Origin of the sequence: Pararhizobium sp. LjRoot255, from assembly GCF_964252905.1 — a bacterium.
Taxonomy (GTDB): Bacteria; Pseudomonadota; Alphaproteobacteria; order Rhizobiales; family Rhizobiaceae; genus Pararhizobium.
The window spans coordinates 1-19734 of the sequence record NZ_CAXUPQ020000005.1; the positions used below are offsets into that span (position 1 = coordinate 1).

Genomic DNA, 19734 nt, shown 5'->3' on the forward strand with positions numbered 1-19734 from the left:
CAACATGAACGCCGACAGGTATGACGGCCAAGCAAACCGACCCGAAAATGGGGCGTTTCGAAACTTCACGGCGACCGCGACGGACGGTACGGAGAATATGACACACATCGATCTCAACAGCGATCTTGGCGAAAGCTTCGGCCCCTGGGCAATGGGTGACGATGTCTCGATGATATCGATCGTTACCAGCGCCAATATTGCCTGCGGGTTCCATGCCGGCGATCCGGCGGGAATCCTGTCCGTGCTGAAAGTAGCGGCAAAACACGGTGTCTCGGTCGGGGCGCATATCGGCTATCGCGATCTTGTCGGTTTCGGTCGGCGCAATATGGACCCGTCCAGCACAGAACTCGTCGGCGATACCATCTACCAGATCGGCGCCCTGCAAAGCTTGGCGAAAGCCGCAGGGACTCGTGTTCGCTACGTCAAACCGCATGGCGCGCTGTACAACACCATCGCTTGCGACGCACGCCAGGCGGCAGACGTGATCGAAGGCATCAAGGCGGTCGATCCCTCGCTCGTCCTAATGGCGCTTTCCGGAGCGCCCATTGTCGAGCAGGCCCGAGCGGCCGGGCTCAAAGTCGTCTGCGAGGCCTTTGCCGACCGCGCTTACAATGCCGACGGCAGCCTCGTCAGTCGTCGCCTGGTCGGCTCTGTCATCCACGATCCGCAAGCGATTGCCGAACGCATGCTGCGACTGGTTCTGAAGGGCCGCATAACCGCCATTGACGGCACGGAGATAAACCTAGAGGCGCAGTCGATTTGTGTGCACGGCGATACCTCGGCGGCAGTCGCCATCGCCCGGGCATTGCGCGAAGCGCTGGCTGCCAATAGAATCGACCTGAAATCCTTCGTGGATGCCACCCATGACTGAGCGGCTGCGCTTTCTGCCCGCTGGCAGCGATGCTTTCCTCGTCGAACTCGACGATTTGGAAACGACGCTAACGTTGCTCGACCGCCTTCTCGCTGACCGTCCGGAGGGCATCGTCGAACTCGTGCCCGCCGCTCGAACAGTGATGGTCCGCTTCGACCCTCATGTGACTGACCGCGTGCGGCTGTCCGCGCTTATCTGCACGATCGAGCTTGACCAGCGCACCTCCCGCGAGGGCGACTCAATCGAGATCCCGGTCGCATATGACGGCGAGGATCTCGCCGATGTCGCCGAAATCCTCGGCTGCTCGGTGGAGGAGGTGATCCGCCGCCATGCCGAGGCCACCTATACGGTCGCCTTTACCGGCTTTGCGCCCGGTTTTGCCTACATGACTTCGGACGATCCGGATTTCGACGTCCCTCGCCGCAAGAGCCCGCGTGTCCGCATTCCGGCCGGGTCCGTTGCACTCGGGGGGAAGTTTGGCGGTATCTATCCGTCGGACAGTCCAGGCGGCTGGCAGCTTATCGGCCGCACGCCGTTGAAGATGTGGGACACCAACCGACCGCGAGCCGCGCTTCTTGCGCCGGGTGATCGCGTCCGTTTTCGTAATATCGCCAACGATCCCGTTGTGCCGCGTGCCGCTCTGCCAGAACCGCAAGCTGTGCGACCATCCGCGGGGCTTGTCGTCACCCGTGCTGACCGACCAGCACTCTTTCAGGATCTCGGCCGGCCCGGGCGGGTCGACCAAGGCGTCTCTGAGTCCGGCGCGCTCGACCGCTCGAGCCTGGTAGAGGCCAATCTCTGCGTTGGCAATCCGCGCAATGCTGCCGTCCTGGAAATCGCGTTTGGCGGTTTTGCCTTCAAGGCAGATCGGCCAGCAACGCTCGCTGTGACGGGAGCCTGTGCGCCGCTTGTCATTCGCACCGCCGATGGCCGCACTGTTGCTGCGCCATTTCACCGTCCCTTTGCGCTCGATGCCGGCGACGAACTGGTCCTCGGCTTGCCGCCGGAAGGCATGCGCAGCTACATAGCGCTGCGGGGCGGGTTCGCGGTCGAGGGCGTGCTTGGTTCGGCTGCGACTGACACCTTAGCGAAGGTTGGGCCCGCACCGATCGCTGCAGGCGACGTGCTGGTGCCGGCGAATGCTCCAGCCGCCGCTGTCGATCCCTTCCGGCGCGCGCTTAAAGCGCTGCCGAGGGCCGGGGACACCGTGACGCTCAACGTTGTACTTGGCCCGCGCACCGATTGGTTCACGCATAAAGGCGTCGAGACCCTCTCAGCGCAACCCTGGCAGGTGACGGCTGAGTCGAACCGGGTCGGCATGCGGCTTGCTGGGGCCGAACCGCTGGAACGGCGCGACACGGCTGAGCTACCCTCGGAAGGTACCGCGCTCGGCGCAATCCAGGTGCCGCATAACGGCCAGCCGGTGGTTTTCCTCGCCGACCATCCGCTGACCGGCGGCTATCCGGTGATCGGCGTCGTCGCACGCCACCATCTCGATCTCGCCGGCCAGATTCCAATCGGTGCCAACATCCGTTTCAACGTCGTCGCCGCATTCGACCCGCTCGTCAGGGAAACAAATCGATGAAAAAACTGCTCATTGCCAATCGCGGCGAAATCGCCATCCGCATCATCCGCGCTACCCGCGACTACGGCGTTGCCTCGGTCGCGATTTATTCGGATGCAGATGCCGGCTCAATGCATGCCGAGCTCGCCGACGAAGCCTATGGGCTGGGCGCAGGCCGCCCGGCGGACACTTATCTGAATATTGAGAAGATCCTGGAGATCGCACGGCGCGCTGGAGCGGATGCCGTCCATCCCGGCTACGGTTTTCTGTCGGAGCGTGCAGAGTTTGCCCGCGCCGTCATCGATGCCGGTCTGATCTGGGTCGGCCCGAAGCCAGAAGTTATCATGGCACTTGGCGACAAGGTTGAGGCCCGACGCATCGCCGACAAGGTGGGCGCCCCTTTGGTCAAGGGGTCGGATGGCCCACTCGCCTCGACGGCGGAAGCTGTCGCCTTTGCTCAGGAGGCCGGGCTGCCGCTCGCGATCAAGGCTGCCTTCGGGGGAGGCGGGCGAGGCATGAAGGTCGTCCATCGAATCGAGGACGTTGGCGAGTTCTTCGAATCCGCGGTTCGCGAAGCCAAGGAAGCCTTTGGGCGCGGCGAATGCTACGCCGAGCAATTCCTGGAAAAGCCGCGTCATATCGAGGCGCAGATCATTGCCGACAGCCATGGCAATACGGTCGTGCTTGGCACCCGCGATTGCTCGTTGCAGCGGCGCAACCAAAAGCTGGTCGAGGAGGCTCCTGCGCCCTTCATATCGGAGGACCAGCGCACCCGTATCCATGATGCCGCTAAGGCGATCTGCGCTGCGGCGGGTTACACCAGCGCCGGCACGGTTGAGTTCCTGTTGTCGCAGAACGGCGTCATCTCATTCCTCGAGGTCAATACCCGACTGCAGGTGGAGCATCCGGTGACGGAGGAAACGACCGGCGTGGATATCGTCATCGAGCAGTTGCGCATCGCCGATGGCCTGCCGCTTTCGGTCACGGAAACGCCCGCGCCGCGCGGACATGCCTTTGAATTCCGCATCAATGCCGAGGACCCGGGCCGCGGCTTTTTGCCGACGCCGGGGCTGATCACGCGCTTCCGCGCGCCGTCCGGTCCTGGCGTGCGGATCGACAGCGGCGTGGAGACAGGTTACGAAATTCCCGGCATTTACGATTCCATGATGGCCAAGCTGATCGTCACCGGGGCGACTCGCGAGGAAGCTCTGATCCGCGCCCGGCGAGCGCTTGCAGAGTTCAGGATCGAGGGCGTCGCGTCTGTGCTTCCCTTCCATCGCGCCGTACTCGAGGAACCGGCCTTCACCGGCGAGGATGGGTTCAAGGTCTTCACGAACTGGATCGAAACAGAATTTCGCGGCGTCGAGCCGGCTCCTCGGGTTGACCCGGTCGAAGGTGGGCTGGTGCGCAGCTTCATAGAGATCGACGGCAAGCGCCATGAACTCGGGCTCCCGGCGGCGCTTTTCTCCGGAATTGCTGCGCCAACGACGTCGACCGCCTCAAGGGCGCCGGCCAGCGAAGGCGCACTGACGGCACCGATCCCCGGCACCTTGCAAAAATGGAACGTCGAGGATGGGGACCACGTAGCCGAAGGCGACGCGGTGGCAATGATCGAAGCCATGAAGATGGAAACCCGGGTCTTGGCGCCGAAGGCAGGCCGCATTTGCATCAAGATCCAATCGGGCACAGTGGTCGCGCTTGGCGCGGAACTGGCAACAATAGAGTGACGGAAAAAAGCAAAAACGGATGGTTACGATCTTAGACACCGTTCGCCCCGGATCTGCGCGACACCGACATCCGGAGAAGGCCCACAAGCCGGACACCGAAATGCTGCGCAAGCCGGAATGGATCCGCGTCAAGGCACCGGTATCGAAGGGTTATCAGGAGACCCGGTCGATCGTGAAGGAGAACAAGCTCGTCACGGTCTGCGAGGAGGCCGGCTGCCCGAACATCGGCGAGTGCTGGGACAAGAAGCACGCCACCTTCATGATCATGGGCGAGATCTGTACCCGCGCCTGCGCCTTCTGTAACGTCTCGACCGGCAAGCCGAATGCGCTCGACATGGACGAGCCGGAAAACGTCGCCAAGGCCGTCAAGCAGATGGGTCTATCCCATGTCGTGATCACTTCGGTCGACCGCGATGATCTGGCCGACGGCGGCGCCGAGCATTTCGAAAAGGTGATCTGGGCGATCCGCGCCGCTTCGCCGGCAACGACCATCGAAATCCTGACGCCCGACTTCCTGAAGAAGCCCGGCGCGCTGGAACGCGTCGTTGCCGCCAAGCCCGACGTCTTCAATCACAACATGGAAACAGTGCCGGGCAACTATCTGACGGTGCGCCCCGGTGCGCGCTATTTCCATTCGATCCGGCTTCTGCAGCGGGTCAAGGAACTCGATCCGACGATGTTCACCAAGTCCGGCATCATGGTCGGTCTTGGCGAGGAGCGCAACGAAGTGCTGCAGCTGATGGACGACCTCAGGACGGCCGATGTCGACTTCCTGACCATCGGCCAGTACTTGCAGCCGACCCGCAAGCACCACAAGGTCGAAAAATTCGTGACACCGGAGGAGTTCAAGTCCTACGAGACCGTCGCCTATACCAAGGGCTTCCTGATGGTCGCCTCCAGCCCGCTGACGCGTTCGTCGCATCACGCCGGCGACGATTTCGCACGCCTCAAGGCTGCGCGCGAAACAACAAAACGGTCGCAACGCGATCCAATTTGCGATGAGCGGACGGCCGTCAATTGTGAGAGTGCCGCAATTTGACGACGGCGAAACAACGCGCGAAGGAAACCCGATGTCAACGATAGCAATGCCGGAGCCACGCGCTGATGTTCTGGCGCGATCGTCGCAGATCATCTCTGCGCTTAAAGCGGCCTTGCCTCAAGACACCGTTATTTCGGACCCGCAGGAAACCCGGGCCTACGAATGTGACGCACTGACGGCATATCGGTGCCCGCCGCTTGCGGTCATCTTGCCGCGTAGTACCCAGGAAGTCGCGACGGCCATGCGTGTTTGCTATGAACATCGCGTCCCTGTCGTACCCCGCGGCGCGGGCACATCACTTGCAGGAGGTGCTTTGCCGACGGCAGACAGTGTCGTGATCAGTACCATCCGTTTGCGGGAGATCATCGAAGTCGACATGGCAAACCGGTTCATCCGGGTCCAGACGGGCGTCACCAATTTAGCCGTGAGCGCCGAGCTCGACGCAGACGGATTTTTCTACGCGCCCGATCCTTCGTCTCAACTTGCCTGCACGATTGCAGGCAATATTGCGATGAACTCAGGTGGCGCGCATTGCCTGAAATACGGCGTCACAACGAACAACCTCATGGGCATCCGAATGGTGTTGACGAGTGGGGAGGTCGTCGATCTTGGTGGGCCGTTGTTGGGGACGACAGGGCTCGACATCCTCGGACTCTTGTGCGGTTCCGAGGGCCAGCTCGCCATCATTACAGAGGCGACCCTCAAGATCGTTCCCAAACCCGAAGGCGCTCGACCGATGTTGATCGGCTTCGAAAGCGCAGAAGTCGCGGGCGAATGCGTCGCGTGCATAATCCGCTCGGGACTTCTGCCGGTGGCGATCGAGTATATGGACGATGTCTGTCTGCGTGCAGTCGAGGCTTTCGCCAAAGCCGGATATCCCGCCTGCGCCGCCGTTTTGATCGTTGAGGTGGAGGGGTCCGAGGACGAAATCAGCGACCAAACGGACCGCATTCGAGCAATTTCGGACGAGCTGGGAGCGGTAGAATTTCGCAGCAGCCAAAATGCCGAAGAATCGCTGGCCATCTGGAAGGGCCGCAAGTCTGCATTCGGCGCCATGGGTCGCCTCGGTGATTACCTCTGCCTCGACGGGACGGTCCCCGTTTCAAAACTTGCCTTTACGCTCAAGCGCATCGGTGAGCTCTCAAAGCAACATGGCTTGGAGGTCGCCAATGTCTTTCACGCTGGTGACGGCAATATGCATCCTCTCATTCTTTTCAACGCCAACGCGCCGGGTGAACTGGAACGCGCTGAAGCCTTTGGTGCCGACATTCTGCGCCTTTGTGTTGACGTTGGCGGCTGCCTGACGGGGGAGCACGGGGTGGGTATCGAAAAGCGAGATCTCATGACCACGCAGTTCAACACGACAGACATGGCCATCCAGATGGAGATCAAAGAGGTCTTCGATCCCGCCTGGTTGTTGAATGCCGCCAAGGTATTTCCCCTTGAGGTAAGTGAGCCTTACCGCGAAAGGGCTTTGGCACGATGACACACAGCAACGCGCTTGCCCCGCTCTCGACCACCCACGCCCCGTTAGATGAAGTTGAACTAGCCGCTTTCCTTGTGGAAGCTTGCGCAAGCGCAACATCGCTCCATGTCATGGGCAGCGGCACACGTCTGACGTCAGGTTTTCCATCGGAGACCGGCACGCTGACGACACGCCGCCTCCGCGGAATCGTGACATACGAACCTGGCGCCATGACGCTGATTGCCCGCGCGGGGACGCCAATCGATGAAATCGAGGCAGCGCTTGCCGCAGAAGGGCAGGCACTGGCATTCGAACCCATGGATTATCGCACCGTCCTTGGCACGCTTGGTTCTCCTACCATCGGCGGCGCAGTCGCAACCAACGCTTCAGGTCCTCGGCGCGTCCAGGCAGGAGCATGCAGAGATCACCTGCTTGGGGTGCGCTTCGTCGATGGCCAGGGCCGGATCATCAAAACCGGGGGTCGGGTGATGAAGAACGTCACTGGCCTGGACCTTGGCAAACTTCTTTGTGGTTCCTTTGGCACTTTGGGCGTTTTGACGGAAGTGGCCATCAAGACCCTGCCTGCGCCCGAATGCGAGCTATCAATTGGCTTCAACAACGTGTCTGTTGCCGAAGCGAGCAGGATTTTCCAGACTGCGCTTGCCACTCCGTTCGAGATATCCGGTGCCGCCTTCCGGTCGGGCACCGCTTGGCTGCGAATTGAAGGCCGTTCGAAGCAAGTCGATTACCGGCGCGAGAAGATATTCGCCCTCCTTCCTTCTCACGATAACGTCGACTTCCTCTATGAGACCAATAGCAAAGCCCTATGGGTCCAACTGCGGGACCTGCATCATTTTGCCGACCCGCAGCTGCCGCTGTGGCGTATCCTGATAAAGCCGACAGATGCGCCTAAAATTGCTTCAGCGCTGGAGGCGCTCGGAGGAACTGTATCGCTCGATTGGGGAGGCGGGTTGATCTGGTATGCGGGCGTTGCGGAGCCCATCGAGGTTCGCAGGGTGTCCGGCGCGGGGCGGGCGATGCTTCTACGATTTGGGAGTGCGGTTACCGGCACTATGTTCCCGCCCGAGCTCGGTGCGGTCGCTCAGCTTTCGGACGCATTGCGCAAACGGTTCGATCCTGCGGGAATTTTGAACCGCGGTTTGATGGAAAGTTAGGATGCAGACGAATTTCAACGAGACCCAGCTTTCAGACCCGGACACGCAAACTTCAAACGAGATCCTGCGTTCCTGCGTCCATTGTGGCTTCTGTACCGCGACTTGCCCAACATACCGCGTGTTGGGCGATGAACTCGATAGTCCGCGGGGCCGGATCTATCTCATCAAGGACATGTTGGAAAACGACAAGGTTCCTGACGACGCCACGGTAAAGCACATAGACCGGTGCCTGAGCTGCCTCAGTTGCATGACCACATGTCCTTCCGGCGTGCACTACATGCATCTCATCGATCACGCGCGCGACTATATCGAGAAGAAATACACGCGTCGATGGGACGATCGGGCACTACGCTGGTTGCTGGCCCGTATCTTGCCGTATCCTTACCGGTTTCGTTTGGCTCTGACGGCTGCAAAACTGGTACGCCCGATCAGACACCTCATCCCTGATGCACGACTGCGGGCAATGCTGGAGATGGCTCCTGACTGCATTCCGAAAAGCAGCAAGAGCGACAGGCCGCAAACTTTCCCCGCGAAGGGCACCCGGAGCAAACGCGTAGCCCTTCTGATCGGCTGCGCACAGCGTGCGCTGAACACCGACATCAACGACGCGACGATCAGGCTTCTCACCCGTCACGGCTGCGAGGTCGTCATTCCAAAAGGCATTGGTTGCTGTGGAGCGCTCACGCATCACATGGGAAAGACCGATGAAAGTCATGCCATGGCAAGCGCCAACATTCGCGTCATGGTTCGGGAGCTTGATGGGGCAGGGCTGGACGCTATCGTCATCAATACCTCCGGATGCGGAACCACTGTCAAGGACTATGGACACATGTTCCGAAACGATCCGATAGCAGCTGATGCAGCGCGCATCGCGGCGCTTGCGAAGGATGTGACAGAAGTCATTGCTGGTATCGGGCTCCAAGACGCCGTTTTTGCTGACCCGCTTCGCGTCGCCTATCACGCGGCGTGTTCCTTGCAGCATGGTCAGCAAATTCGCTCGCAGCCGAAAGATCTCCTGAAGTCCGCTGGCTTCGATGTGGTCGAGCCCCGTGATTCCCATATCTGTTGTGGCTCTGCAGGAACCTATAACCTGATGCAGCCGGCAGTTTCGAAACAATTGCAGTCACTCAAAGTTGCATCGATTGAAGCTGTTCGCCCGCAGTTGATCAGCACCGGCAACATCGGTTGTATGATGCAGATCGGGTCCGGCACCGGTCTTCCCATCGTCCACACCGTCGAATTGCTTGATTGGGCAACCGGCGGCCCAAAGCCCCCGAGTCTATCCAAGGCATCAACCAGAGCCGTCTGAGATTCGCGTTGCTCTGGTTGAGAATTACGCGCTGCCCAGCCTGCGAGATACAGTCTTTGCCGCTTCCGCGACGCGCTCGCCAATCTGCCGGGTTAGCCGGTCTGGCATTCGATGCGTTGGGCCCGACACAGATATGCCAGCCACGGCCTCGCCATGCACATTCAATATCGGTGCGGCGACGCAACGCATGCCCTTCGTCCGCTCCTCATCATCAAAAGCGTAACCGCGCTCTCGAGTGGCGAGCAACTCCTCTTTCAGCTGGGAGACTGATCGCAAGGTGTTTTCGGTGAACCGCTCCAGCGCCGGATTTTTGAACAAAGACGATAAACGGTCTTCGTCGTAGGTGCTAAGCAATGCCTTTCCTATCCCCGAGGCATGGAGCGGAGAAAGCGTACCCGGCGGGAAAAAGGCTCGTATGGATTCATGTGTTTCGACCTGGCTGATGAAGAGAACGTTCCCGCCTTTTTCTATTCCCAGATTTGAAGTTTCTCCTGTTTCGAGCATCAACTCACGCATAATCGGTCGACTTCGTTCGACCACATTGGAGCGCCGAAGAAATGCCGCACCCAATCGATAAGCCTCTGGTCCTATGAACCAGATCTGGCGATCGGGGCTTATCTCAACAAATTCGCGGCGTTCGAGAGTTGCCAGAACGCGATGCATCGTCGCAGGCGATTGATCCAGGTGCGCGGAAAGTTCGGACAGCGTCATGCCCTCGGGCGAAGACAAGGCCTCCAGCACGTCGAGAGCGCGATCGAGTGACTGTATCACGCTCTGAGACCGGGGTTCATTGAAGGACTTGGGGCGTCCTCGCCGTCGGTTTGTGTTCTGCATCAAAGATATATCCACTACGTCATAAACCATGGTTGCCTGAAAAACACATTCATGCAATGAAAAATTATAAGAGACTGATATATAATACTATTATGTGAATGTATCCGATTATGAAAAATCATTTCAAAAAAATATACGTCTATTCCGGGTCATGCTATCTATTTTGAAAGCACAGGAGGATGCATCACATGTACGGACAGAATCCGGTCTTCATTCCAGGTCCGACGAACATGCCTGAGATTTTGCGAAAAGCATCAGACATGCCGACCATAGACCATCGTTCATCGATGTTCGGTGAGATCCTCCATCCTGCTCTGGCTGGCGTCAAGCAAGTTCTCAAGTCCGAAACGGCTTCCATTTTCGTGTTTCCTTCCACGGGTACCGGAGGTTGGGAGACGGCGATCACAAACACACTAAGCGCTGGCGACCGTGTGGTGGCAGGTCGATACGGCATGTTCAGCCATCGATGGATCGATATGTGCCGACGCCATCAGCTGAGAGTCGACGCCGTCGAGACATCCTGGCGTGAGGGCGTTCCATTGGCGCAATACGAGGAAATTCTCAACGCTGATAAGGCCCACGAGATCAAGGCTGTGCTCGTTACCCACAACGAGACCGCGACCGGTGTTAAATCAGATGTCGCAGCGGTTCGAGCTCTTCTAGATGCCGCCAATCATCCCGCTCTGCTGCTCGTCGATGGCGTAAGTTCGATAGCTTCAATGGACTTTCGAATGGATGAGTGGGGCGTCGATGTTGCCATAACAGGATCCCAGAAGGGGTTCATGCTGCCTGTCGGTCTGGCAATTATTGCTTTTTCTCCGAAGGCAATGGCGGCACTGGAAACGGCACAGCTGCCGCGGACCTTTTTTGACGTCCGCGATATGGTCAAGGGCTATTTGGTGAACGGTTACCCCTATACACCATCCGTTGGCCTCCTGAATGGTCTCAAAGTATCAACGGAGCTTCTGCTCCGCGAAGGTCTCGACAACGTCTTTGCGCGGCACAGGCGCATCGCATCAGGCGTTCGTGCGGCTGTCCAGGCCTGGGGACTTGAACTTTGTGCAGCGCGCGAGGACCTCAATTCCGACACGGTTACCGCGGTGCAAACGCCTGGCGGGTTCGATGCGTCCTTGGTCGTTACGCACGCCGCAACAAAATACGACGTCGCCTTTGGTGCTGGTCTGGGTGACGTAGCGGGCAAGGTTTTCCGCATCGGGCATGTTGGCAGCATGACCGATGTAATGGCGCTATCCGGTATTGCAACAGCCGAGATGGTCATGGTCGACCTTGGACTCAACATCAAGCTCGGCTCTGGAGTTGCGGCGGCGCAAGAAATCTACCGCAACACGGCGGCATCACCTGTCCGCACTGCTGCCTAAGGGCAAATCAGAATGTACATACCCACACTATCAGACATGTTTCACGCTCATCAGCGTATCAGACCACACATACATCGCACGCCCGTTCTCACCTCAACGTTCATTGACACGCTTGTCGGCGCCAGGCTGTTCTTCAAATGCGAAAATTTACAAAAGGCGGGCGCCTTCAAGGCCCGTGGTGCCTCCAACGCGGTGTTTGGGCTGAGTGACGAACAAGCGGCGAAGGGCGTTGCCACCCATTCGTCCGGCAACCATGGCACCTGCCTTTCCTACGCAGCCGGGCGTCGGGGGATCCCGTGCACCGTCGTGATGCCATGGACGGCGCCGCAAGCCAAGAAAGATGCAGTTCGTGGCTATGGTGGCAGGGTTGTCGAATGCGAGCCTTCCACATCATCGCGCGAGGCAGTTTTTGCCGAAGTCGTCGCTGAAACGGGCGCCGAATTCGTTCATCCCTATAACGACCCCCGCGTTATCGCAGGTCAAGCGACATGCTCAAAGGAAATGATCGAGCAAGTCGATGACCTGGATGCCATTATTGCGCCCATCGGCGGCGGCGGAATGGTATCCGGCACATGCCTAACCCTGTCGAACCTCCTACCCAAAGCGAAGATTTATGCCGCCGAACCTGAACAGGCAGATGATGCCTATCGCAGCTTCAAGGCCGGCCGCATCATCGCAGATGACGCGCCAAACACCGTCGCTGACGGGCTCAAAGTACCGCTGAAAGACCTGACCTGGCACTTCGTCAAGAGCAATGTCAGCGACATCCTCACCGCGTCGGACCCGGAGATCATCGACGCAATGAAGCTCATCTGGAAACGGATGAAAATCGTCATGGAACCCTCCAGCGCGGTTCCTCTCGCGACCATCCTAAAGAACAAGCATCTGTTTGCCGGCAAGCGCGTCGGCGTCATCGTCACCGGTGGCAACGTCGACCTCGACACGCTGCCTTGGCAATAAGGAAGAGAGAAAATGAACATGCAAGCAAACTTCGCCGGTCTGCAGGTAGGCTATGATGTACCCGCTCTACCTGGAATGAGCGTCGAAGAGATTCAGACGCCGTGTTTGGTCCTCGATCTTGATGCACTCGAGCGAAACATTCGAAAAATGGGCGATTATGCCAAAGCCCATAACATGCGCCACCGCGCGCATGGAAAGATGCACAAGTCCGTGGATGTCATGCGCCTCCAACAGGAATTGGGCGGAGCGATCGGCGTTTGCTGCCAGAAGGTCTCTGAAGCGGAAGTATTTGTTAGAGGCGGGATCAAGGACGTGCTTGTGTCGAACCAGGTACGCGATCCACTGAAGATTGACCGTCTGGCGCGTCTTCCCACGCTGGGCGCCAGGATTATCGTGTGCATCGACGATCTGGACAATGTCGCACAGCTTTCCGTCGCGGCCCAGAAACATGGCACATCTCTGGAATGCTTTGTTGAAATCGACTGCGGCGCCGGCCGGTGCGGGGTCACCACGAGTTCAGCCGTCGTGGCACTTGCCAAAGCCATCGACGCTGCTGCTGGTCTTAAATTTGCAGGCATCCAGGCCTACCAGGGTGCCATGCAGCACATCGACAAATATGAGGATCGGAAAACCAAGCTCGACGCGGCCATTGCGCAGGTGAGGGATGCTGTGGAGGCGCTAAAGAGCGCTGGTTTGGCGCCTGAATTTGTAAGTGGTGGTGGTACCGGGAGCTATTACTTCGAGAGCAATTCCGACGTCTACAACGAACTGCAGTGCGGAAGTTACGCCTTCATGGATGCGGACTACGGTCGCATTCTAGACAAGGACGGCAACAGAATTGACCAGGGCGAATGGGAAAATGCGCTTTTCCTTTTAACAACCGTGATGAGCCACGCTAAGGCGGATAAGGCAATTTGCGACGCTGGTCTCAAGGCACAGTCCGTCGATTCTGGTCTGCCGTTCATCTATGGTCGCACCGATGTCAAATACGTCAAGTGCTCCGACGAACATGGCGTCATTGAAGATCCGGATGGGATCCTGAAGATAAATGAAAAACTTCGTCTTGTTCCTGGCCACTGCGATCCGACCTGCAATGTCCATGACTGGTATGTCGGTGTACGTAACGGCAAAGTCGAAACACTTTGGCCGGTTTCGGCCAGAGGCAAGGCGTACTGATAACCTAGGATATCTGATATGATTGTTGTTCCGGAGAGGGCAATTGCGGACTTGATCAGTTCGGCAGCATGCTTCACCGCGGTTGAACAGGTCTTCGCCTCCATGGCGAGAAATTCAGCCTATAATTTCCCCGTTGTCCGGGAATCGATTGGATATGCCGACGCGCTCTACGGTTTCAAATCGGGTTTTGACCGCGAGAGCCTCACTCTCGGCCTGAAAGCGGGAGGATTTTGGCCGAACAACGCGAAAAAGGGACTGACCAATCACCAGTCGACCGTATTCCTCTTCGACGCGGATACCGGGCGGTGCCGCGCTATGGTGGGCGGCAATCTCCTGACTGCGCTGCGCACCGCAGCGGCGTCAGCTATTTCGATCAAATACCTTGCTCGTGAAGACGCAAAGGTTCTGGGGATGATCGGTGCCGGCCATCAATCGACCTTTCAACTGCGAGCCGCTGTCCAGCAAAGAGCCTTCGAGAAGGTTGTCGCCTGGAACTATCACCCGGAAATGCTGGGTCGACTTGAGCAGGTCTCAAGAGAAATCGGCTTGCCATTCGAGACCGTAGACCTGGACCGACTCGGCACGGAGGCCGATGTGATCATATCTATTACGTCGTCATTCAGCCCGATCTTGAAGGCATCGCAGGTCCGTCCGGGCACTCACCTCGCCTGCATGGGGACCGATACCAAGGGCAAGCAGGAGGTTGAAGCGAAACTGGTTGCTGCGTCCGCGCTCTTCACCGACGAAGTGGGCCAGGCAATAACAATTGGCGAGTGCCAGCACGCTATCGCGGAAGGGCTCATTGCAGAAGAAGATATCATTCAACTTGGCGCGGTTATCGCTGGTGATGCAAAGGGGCGTCTCTCGCCCCAGGAGATCACTCTGTTTGACGGGACAGGCGTCGGACTGCAGGATCTCGCCGTGGCATCCGCCGTTGTAGATTTGGCCATTTCGCAAGGTGTGGCGATTGAGGTCGATTTTTGATTCGTTCCCATTGGATCGTTGCTATCCGGGTTGGACGCCGCGGGCCTCCTGGCTAGACGACCTTCGTGTTTTGCCTGCTATACTAGATGATTACCTAGAGAAGGAGGTTTTCGATGAGCAGGGGACTACCCGGATTTCGCGGCACCGATCACGTCGGTATTACCGTGCCAAATCTTGACGAGGCAATCGTATTCTTTTGTGATGTGATCGGATGCGAGCTCGTCTATCGCACAACGGCGTCGTTTGGTGATGACGAAGGCACATTCATGAAGGATCAATTGAATGTCCATCCGCGTTCGCATATTCGTGGCGTGGCGTTCCTGCGGTGCTGGAACAACTCGAACTTCGAACTTTTCGAGTACAGTTCTCCCGACCAGAATGATGCGCCACCCAAAAACAGTGATATTGGCGGGCACCACATTGCGTTCTACGTGGACGATATGGAAAAGGCCGTTGAACATCTCCGCAGCCACAATGTCTCCCTGCTGGGCAAGCCGGTTGTTGAATCAGAAGGACCGGACCTAGGTGTCACCTGGTTCTATTTCCTGGCACCTTGGGGCCTTCAGATGGAACTAATCCATTATCCGAATGGGAAGGCCTATGAGGCCGATACACAAGCCCGGCTTTGGGACCCGCGCCCCACATGATCTGACCGAAGTGGACCGATCTGCGACGAGACCTCGGTAAGGCTCCGATGGGCGCGGCGATCACAGCGATTTTTCGTGCTGTCTCATCTGTGAATATAACGCTCGCCCACCGTTGTAGCTCGCGCAGCTCACTCCTGCGCCATTTCGCAATTGAGAGCGACTTTTTGGGTTCGGTTCCCATTGAAGCGTTGTTGTTCACTTGAGACACCGCAGCCTTCCTCGGTCTGAATTCTCTCGTGCTGGTCATGCCTTCCGACATCGACAAAATCCGCTAACAAGAATTAGCGAATACCATCTCAAGACGCACTGCCAAGGGATGCATCTTGAGATCCAACTTGCAGGTAACTCGATGGTGGGCGCTCACCTTGGCTGGAGCAAACCTGCTGCTCGAGAATTCATTCCCCTAGAAGGTAACGGATACCACCAGTACCACCCAGTGAAGTTGGAGCGGACGACGGCTTGCTTGCGAACACTTCGATTTTGTCCCTGATAACACCGCTAATAGCGGGACGTATGCTGGACGGGTGGGTCAGCAAATACCTGAGCGCATTTGCCAACCCCTCATGATTTTTGATATCGAGAAAGCGGCGTAGCTCATAGCGGTCCCGAATATGGCGAGCGTGGCGAGCTAACGTAGCTGCCGCTGCGGCGGGTAGCGTATTTTCAGCCAAAATGGCCTGGTCGGCCTCATACAGCCGTTTCAAATCGATCGTACGATGACTGCCACTGAGGGAGTTGCCGCGCACTACGGCGGCGTAGCCACAGCTTCGAAGAATTTTATAGCGGGCCCCCGCCGCAAGCGCACGCGCATACAGATCGTAGTCTTCACCCAGCCGCAAAGTCTCGTTGTATTGAAGCCTGTGGCGCTGGAGGAATTCTCGCCGCATCAGTGGTTTAAGGAACCCGATTTCGGCTCGTCGCGCATGTCGTCGCGATATATTTCCTTCTATGAAGGAGATGAAGTCAAGCAACTGGGGATCCGGATCGAAGTAACGAATCTCATGCTCGATCGTTGAGGATTGTTCAGCATCGATGAAAGCTACGTTGTCAGCGATCAGGTCCCAGCTATCCTCGGAAAGCAGCCGTTGTAGACGACCCGGTAATAGAAAATCGTCGGCATCCAACACCCCCAAAATAGGAGAGCTCGTTATCGACAATGCATAATTACGCGCGGCAGATGGGCCTCGGTTCTCCTTAAATCGGGCCACCGTTAGACGACCGGTACCGTCATCCATGCTGCGAGCAACTGCCTCCGTCGCATCGTCTGAGCCATCATCCACGACAACAACCTCAGCTGCCTCAGGCTGAGCAAGGGCAGACCTAACAGACTTTGCAATTGTGGTGGCGGCATTTTTGGCGGCAATTATGACACAAACGTCGTTCAAGGAATTTTTTGCCAAATCGATCTCCAACTAAACTGCCAGCGTTCCCCATCGACGCAGTCCTGTGCTGGCGGTTAGCGATTCTGCGCTATCAAATGTGGCATGAGGTTGCTGGACAATTATGTCGTCAGCACGTCGCCTTGGAATTTTCAGTGGCCAAACCGATCGTGTCCCGGCACGTGGTGTGGGTGGCGCAACATCATCTTGGCGACAACGCGCAACGTTTTGTTCGAAGCCGCTCATATCGCCAAAAAATACGGCAGTATCAACCGATAAACTGCCCGCGCACAGGTCTCAACTTCCTTCATACTCGGCTAAGTGACTTTCTGGCGAACATCGCTCTGGCACATTGCGATGCCGCCGGGAGGGGCATCCACTCCGTCATTCTCAGTGAAAATGAACAAATGCAGCAGCACTTAAGTCGCCGCCCCGGCGACGAACCTCTTTTGGTATGAACCGTATCAGAGACTTATTGTTCGCGGTAGGATGATCGGCGAAAGCCATTGCTCCATTTTCCGGCAGTCCGTGAGGACCTGCGCTGCCAAGACCGTATTCGTTCATCCTTCTTCGAGTGGCGTTGCATCACCTGTCTTCGGGCGCCGTCGCGAGGTCTTGATGTCGCCGGACAAGAGATATTCGCCGGAGTCCACCAAGAAGTGCTCGTTGTCGCGAATTCTACGTTGTGCCGCCTCGCCAAGCCTGCTGATGGTCAAGGCGGCGAGAATGTTGGCGATCGCGATTGCTCCGAGCGTGGATTCGGGAAATGCCCGGCCGGACGACTGCGCCACGAAATGCAGCGGCCCCGCAAACTTGCTGATGGGCGCCGCGAAGCTGTCAGTGATCGCGATAATCTTCGCTCCTGAAAGCGACGCCTTTTCAGTCAATCGATGCACCAGGCGGTTGAATGGCGCAAAGGTGACCGCGACAAAGGCATCGCCGGGCCGGATATCATCCAAAGCGCCCTCCGGCGCACCGCCTGGAGTGTCCAGCAGGACTATGTTCGGACGCGCTTTCTGCAGGGTGTAGGCGAGGGTATAGGCAGGCGTGAACGCCGTTCGCCGGCCGATGACATAGACTTTCGGGGCGCGGGCCAGCAGTTTGACGGCACTTTCAAGTCTGTCCTCTGACAGATGCGCTCTTGCCTGGGCAACGACGCCTTGCTCGGTCGCAAAGAAGGAATCGACGAAAGCCTTCAGTCCAGAGCTTTTGCCCATTTCGGTGATGAGCGTCTGGGCGCTCAACTCGTTGCGGTGTATGGACTGGCGATCCCGTTGACGGCCTTCCGGTGTCGTGTCGATGAACTGTTGCCGCAGATCGCCATAACCCGACAAACCCAACTTTTGAGCCAGCCGGACAAGGTTTACGGGCTGAACATTCGCGCGTCGCGCGATCTCCCGCATCGAGTAAAATGGAATCTCGTCGGGATTGTTGATGACGTAATGGGCCGCGTCTACCATCTGCCCGGAAAGTTCGACGCATACCTTCTTAACTTTTTCTATCAGGTCCGGTCTGGTCATACGACCCTCTGGAACATCGAGGACTTACGCGTATATGAGGCGGACGTGTTGTCGGCGATCGGCCGGGAGAAGTCACTAATGATAGCCATCTTTCGATCTCTGTCTGTAATCATTGGTTAGCAGGGCCCTCATCCTCGGCTGAGATGGTGTACGTAGCATTCGGCTCGTTGACAATAACGATAACGGCGCGTTTCGAGCGGTCAACGGCAGAATGGCTGGAGTTGCCTCATAAAATCCGGAGGATCAGATTTCTGTTTGACGGTTTAAGAACCCACGCGGCGACCGATAGCCCAATGTCTTGTGAAGCGTAGTTTAGTGCTCGAACCACAATGGCAGTCAGGCGATGACCGTTTCGACATCTGGCATGGGATTGACCGAGAGCTAGCCGCGCTTGAAGGTTTTGACGAAGGCTTATCCATTGGCGGGTCTCGAACCGGCGCCGAACAAGGCTCTATCCCGATGTCCAGCAGCAGCGATTGTCAGCGTGTAGGTTATCTCACTGCCATGATCATCGACCCGCGCGAGTGGATCCCGCTGCTCACCGGCGCTGAAGCCCTAAACGCGCCGATGGAAACAACCGAACACCAGGCCGTGCAAACCATCGTTGCGGAACCGGATATCGGCGAGCATTGCGGAATCACCCGGAAAACAGCGACTGCATCAGCCAGGTCGATTTGACAGTATCAATTGGCCCATCAGTTTCCTGATGGGCACTGACTTCGCCGAAATGCATTGGCGACCCGTCATTCGCGGTCATGCCGTTACCGGCGATATCACGATATCATCCGCGTCGTCAGTTGAAAGTAGTGGGGGCGCGGCTATTTTACAGCGCCACCGAGAGAGAAGCCTGCTTTGAATTGGTGGGACATTCCCAGAAATAGAATGATTAGCGGGAACGAATAGACGATGGAATAGGCGGCTATGACACCATAATTGATCGAGTTTGAGCCCATGAATCCGAAAAGGTGCACGGGTGCCGGTTGATCAGCCAGGCTGTTGATAAGAACCACTGGCATCAGAAAGTTGCCCCATGCGTTGACGAAACCGAAAATCGCAGCAGAAGCGAGACCTGGTTTGGTCAGGGGCAGGATCACACGGAACAATATTTGAAGCGTACTGGCTTGCTCAAGTGCGGCTGCCTCCTCAAGCTCTGGCGGTACCGCATCTACGAAGTTCTTCAGCTGGTAAATTTGGAAGGGAATAGCGGTTACCCCGAGCAAGATCCCCGTGGGGATAATGGACAGCCACCCCAGTGTTGCAAACATTTTGTAGACGGGAACGATCAAAATCGAGATCGGTACGCCGGAGAGGAACAGTACGGTTAGCAAAAGGGGATTTTTGAACGGAATGTTGTGCTTCGAAAATACGTAAGCGGCGATGAACGCGACAGCCGTACCAACCACGGTGGCGACTGTCGATATAAGAAGGCTATTTCCGAGCGCCGCAAGATTGTCCGCTTGGACAGCAACCCAGTAGTGCTCGGCCGTCAAGTCCGGGGCCCTTAGCTGATTCGTCGCACCGTGATCGACTGAAGCGAGCACCATCCACAGCATGGGCAATGCGAAGAACGCTGCCAGAACCAGTGCAGCGGAATTACTGACAACCCGATCCGCAGTAATCTTGTTCCGTTTGTTTGCCTTCTGCCCTGGTGGTGGGCTTGAAGTGCGCTCGACTGAGGTTGTCTGCATTACAGTCACCTTTCGTT

Annotated in this window: 17 protein-coding genes and 2 pseudogenes; 14 read left to right on the plus strand and 5 right to left on the minus strand. The window is 57.5% G+C overall.

Annotation, left to right across the window (positions count from 1 at the left end; translation table 11 throughout):
* The first annotated feature begins 97 nt into the window (after nucleotides 1-97).
* From ACSQ2W_RS26865 to glcF, 7 genes are read left to right on the plus strand one after another with little or no spacing between them, the layout of a single operon-like run.
* A complete protein-coding gene (locus ACSQ2W_RS26865) occupies nucleotides 98-871 on the plus strand; it encodes a LamB/YcsF family protein (protein ID WP_436089247.1) in 774 nt (257 codons plus the stop codon).
* A complete protein-coding gene (locus ACSQ2W_RS26870; protein WP_436089216.1) occupies nucleotides 864-2456 on the plus strand; it encodes a 5-oxoprolinase/urea amidolyase family protein in 1593 nt (530 codons plus the stop codon). The genes ACSQ2W_RS26865 and ACSQ2W_RS26870 overlap by 8 nt, the downstream gene beginning before the upstream one ends.
* Nucleotides 2453-4162, plus strand: a complete 1710-nt coding sequence (locus ACSQ2W_RS26875; protein WP_436089217.1) for an acetyl/propionyl/methylcrotonyl-CoA carboxylase subunit alpha — start codon at nucleotides 2453-2455, stop codon at nucleotides 4160-4162. The genes ACSQ2W_RS26870 and ACSQ2W_RS26875 overlap by 4 nt, the downstream gene beginning before the upstream one ends.
* 19 nt (nucleotides 4163-4181) lie before the next feature.
* Nucleotides 4182-5201: a lipoyl synthase gene (lipA, locus tag ACSQ2W_RS26880; protein ID WP_436089218.1), complete on the plus strand. Its 1020-nt coding sequence runs from the start codon at nucleotides 4182-4184 to the stop codon at nucleotides 5199-5201.
* A gap of 31 nt (nucleotides 5202-5232) precedes the next feature.
* Complete coding sequence (locus ACSQ2W_RS26885; RefSeq protein ID WP_436089219.1) at nucleotides 5233-6687, plus strand: FAD-linked oxidase C-terminal domain-containing protein; 1455 nt, start codon at nucleotides 5233-5235, stop codon at nucleotides 6685-6687.
* Complete coding sequence (locus ACSQ2W_RS26890; RefSeq protein WP_436089220.1) at nucleotides 6684-7841, plus strand: FAD-binding protein; 1158 nt, start codon at nucleotides 6684-6686, stop codon at nucleotides 7839-7841. Before ACSQ2W_RS26885 ends, ACSQ2W_RS26890 begins: the two co-directional genes overlap by 4 nt.
* A 1-nt stretch (nucleotide 7842) precedes the next feature.
* Nucleotides 7843-9150, plus strand: coding sequence for a glycolate oxidase subunit GlcF (glcF, locus tag ACSQ2W_RS26895; protein ID WP_436089221.1), 1308 nt, complete (start codon nucleotides 7843-7845; stop codon nucleotides 9148-9150).
* 24 nt (nucleotides 9151-9174) lie between these two features.
* On the opposite strand, the gene bhcR is transcribed toward glcF, so the two are convergent.
* The gene (gene bhcR, locus ACSQ2W_RS26900; RefSeq protein WP_436089222.1) at nucleotides 9175-9984 is read right to left on the minus strand and encodes an HTH-type transcriptional regulator BhcR; all 810 of its coding nucleotides are present in this window, start codon (nucleotides 9982-9984) and stop codon (nucleotides 9175-9177) included.
* 188 nt (nucleotides 9985-10172) lie between these two features.
* Here bhcR and bhcA point away from each other — a divergent pair, with 188 nt between their 5' ends.
* From bhcA to ACSQ2W_RS26925, 5 genes are all read left to right on the plus strand, one after another.
* On the plus strand, nucleotides 10173-11363 hold the full coding sequence (gene bhcA / locus ACSQ2W_RS26905; protein ID WP_436089223.1) for an L-aspartate--glyoxylate aminotransferase BhcA: 1191 nt from the start codon (nucleotides 10173-10175) through the stop codon (nucleotides 11361-11363).
* A gap of 12 nt (nucleotides 11364-11375) precedes the next feature.
* Complete coding sequence (gene bhcB / locus ACSQ2W_RS26910; protein WP_436089224.1) at nucleotides 11376-12323, plus strand: beta-hydroxyaspartate dehydratase BhcB; 948 nt, start codon at nucleotides 11376-11378, stop codon at nucleotides 12321-12323.
* Nucleotides 12324-12335: 12 nt separating this feature from the next.
* Nucleotides 12336-13499: a 3-hydroxy-D-aspartate aldolase BhcC gene (gene bhcC, locus ACSQ2W_RS26915; protein WP_436089225.1), complete on the plus strand. Its 1164-nt coding sequence runs from the start codon at nucleotides 12336-12338 to the stop codon at nucleotides 13497-13499.
* Between the two features lie 18 nt (nucleotides 13500-13517).
* The gene (gene bhcD, locus ACSQ2W_RS26920; RefSeq protein ID WP_436089226.1) at nucleotides 13518-14483 is read left to right on the plus strand and encodes an iminosuccinate reductase BhcD; all 966 of its coding nucleotides are present in this window, start codon (nucleotides 13518-13520) and stop codon (nucleotides 14481-14483) included.
* A 113-nt stretch (nucleotides 14484-14596) separates the two neighbouring features.
* Nucleotides 14597-15130, plus strand: coding sequence for a VOC family protein (locus ACSQ2W_RS26925; RefSeq protein WP_436089227.1), 534 nt, complete (start codon nucleotides 14597-14599; stop codon nucleotides 15128-15130).
* A gap of 395 nt (nucleotides 15131-15525) precedes the next feature.
* Here ACSQ2W_RS26925 and ACSQ2W_RS26930 read toward each other — a convergent pair whose 3' ends face one another.
* Nucleotides 15526-16542, minus strand: a complete 1017-nt coding sequence (locus ACSQ2W_RS26930) for a glycosyltransferase family 2 protein (protein ID WP_436089228.1) — start codon at nucleotides 16540-16542, stop codon at nucleotides 15526-15528.
* 122 nt (nucleotides 16543-16664) lie between these two features.
* Here ACSQ2W_RS26930 and ACSQ2W_RS26935 point away from each other — a divergent pair, with 122 nt between their 5' ends.
* A complete protein-coding gene (locus tag ACSQ2W_RS26935) occupies nucleotides 16665-16967 on the plus strand; it encodes a hypothetical protein (RefSeq protein ID WP_436089229.1) in 303 nt (100 codons plus the stop codon).
* 102 nt (nucleotides 16968-17069) lie between these two features.
* On the opposite strand, the gene ACSQ2W_RS26940 is transcribed toward ACSQ2W_RS26935, so the two are convergent.
* Nucleotides 17070-18029: a MurR/RpiR family transcriptional regulator gene (locus ACSQ2W_RS26940; RefSeq protein ID WP_436089230.1), complete on the minus strand. Its 960-nt coding sequence runs from the start codon at nucleotides 18027-18029 to the stop codon at nucleotides 17070-17072.
* Between the two features lie 243 nt (nucleotides 18030-18272).
* Nucleotides 18273-18508 (minus strand): annotated as a pseudogene (locus ACSQ2W_RS26945) (IS3 family transposase); the annotation flags it as partial.
* 10 nt (nucleotides 18509-18518) lie between these two features.
* Here ACSQ2W_RS26945 and ACSQ2W_RS26950 point away from each other — a divergent pair.
* A pseudogene (locus tag ACSQ2W_RS26950) lies at nucleotides 18519-18846 on the plus strand (UPF0149 family protein); the annotation flags it as partial.
* Between the two features lies 1 nt (nucleotide 18847).
* Here the strand turns inward: ACSQ2W_RS26950 and ACSQ2W_RS26955 are convergent.
* Nucleotides 18848-19717, minus strand: coding sequence for a carbohydrate ABC transporter permease (locus ACSQ2W_RS26955; RefSeq protein WP_436089231.1), 870 nt, complete (start codon nucleotides 19715-19717; stop codon nucleotides 18848-18850).
* Nucleotides 19718-19734 lie beyond the last annotated feature (17 nt).

What these genes read in the sequence shown, in the direction of transcription:
- ACSQ2W_RS26870 (WP_436089216.1), top strand. Translation starts at nt 864, where the DNA reads ATGACTGAGCGGCTGCGCTTTCTGCCCGCTGGCAGCGATGCTTTCCTC.
- ACSQ2W_RS26865 (WP_436089247.1), top strand. Translation starts at nt 98, where the DNA reads ATGACACACATCGATCTCAACAGCGATCTTGGCGAAAGCTTCGGCCCC.
- ACSQ2W_RS26875 (WP_436089217.1), top strand. Translation starts at nt 2,453, where the DNA reads ATGAAAAAACTGCTCATTGCCAATCGCGGCGAAATCGCCATCCGCATC.
- ACSQ2W_RS26955 (WP_436089231.1), bottom strand. Translation starts at nt 19,717, where the DNA reads ATGCAGACAACCTCAGTCGAGCGCACTTCAAGCCCACCACCAGGGCAG.
- ACSQ2W_RS26940 (WP_436089230.1), bottom strand. Translation starts at nt 18,029, where the DNA reads ATGACCAGACCGGACCTGATAGAAAAAGTTAAGAAGGTATGCGTCGAA.
- bhcA (WP_436089223.1), top strand. Translation starts at nt 10,173, where the DNA reads ATGTACGGACAGAATCCGGTCTTCATTCCAGGTCCGACGAACATGCCT.
- glcF (WP_436089221.1), top strand. Translation starts at nt 7,843, where the DNA reads ATGCAGACGAATTTCAACGAGACCCAGCTTTCAGACCCGGACACGCAA.
- bhcD (WP_436089226.1), top strand. Translation starts at nt 13,518, where the DNA reads ATGATTGTTGTTCCGGAGAGGGCAATTGCGGACTTGATCAGTTCGGCA.
- ACSQ2W_RS26925 (WP_436089227.1), top strand. Translation starts at nt 14,597, where the DNA reads ATGAGCAGGGGACTACCCGGATTTCGCGGCACCGATCACGTCGGTATT.
- bhcR (WP_436089222.1), bottom strand. Translation starts at nt 9,984, where the DNA reads ATGCAGAACACAAACCGACGGCGAGGACGCCCCAAGTCCTTCAATGAA.
- ACSQ2W_RS26885 (WP_436089219.1), top strand. Translation starts at nt 5,233, where the DNA reads ATGTCAACGATAGCAATGCCGGAGCCACGCGCTGATGTTCTGGCGCGA.
- bhcC (WP_436089225.1), top strand. Translation starts at nt 12,336, where the DNA reads ATGAACATGCAAGCAAACTTCGCCGGTCTGCAGGTAGGCTATGATGTA.
- lipA (WP_436089218.1), top strand. Translation starts at nt 4,182, where the DNA reads ATGGTTACGATCTTAGACACCGTTCGCCCCGGATCTGCGCGACACCGA.
- ACSQ2W_RS26890 (WP_436089220.1), top strand. Translation starts at nt 6,684, where the DNA reads ATGACACACAGCAACGCGCTTGCCCCGCTCTCGACCACCCACGCCCCG.
- bhcB (WP_436089224.1), top strand. Translation starts at nt 11,376, where the DNA reads ATGTACATACCCACACTATCAGACATGTTTCACGCTCATCAGCGTATC.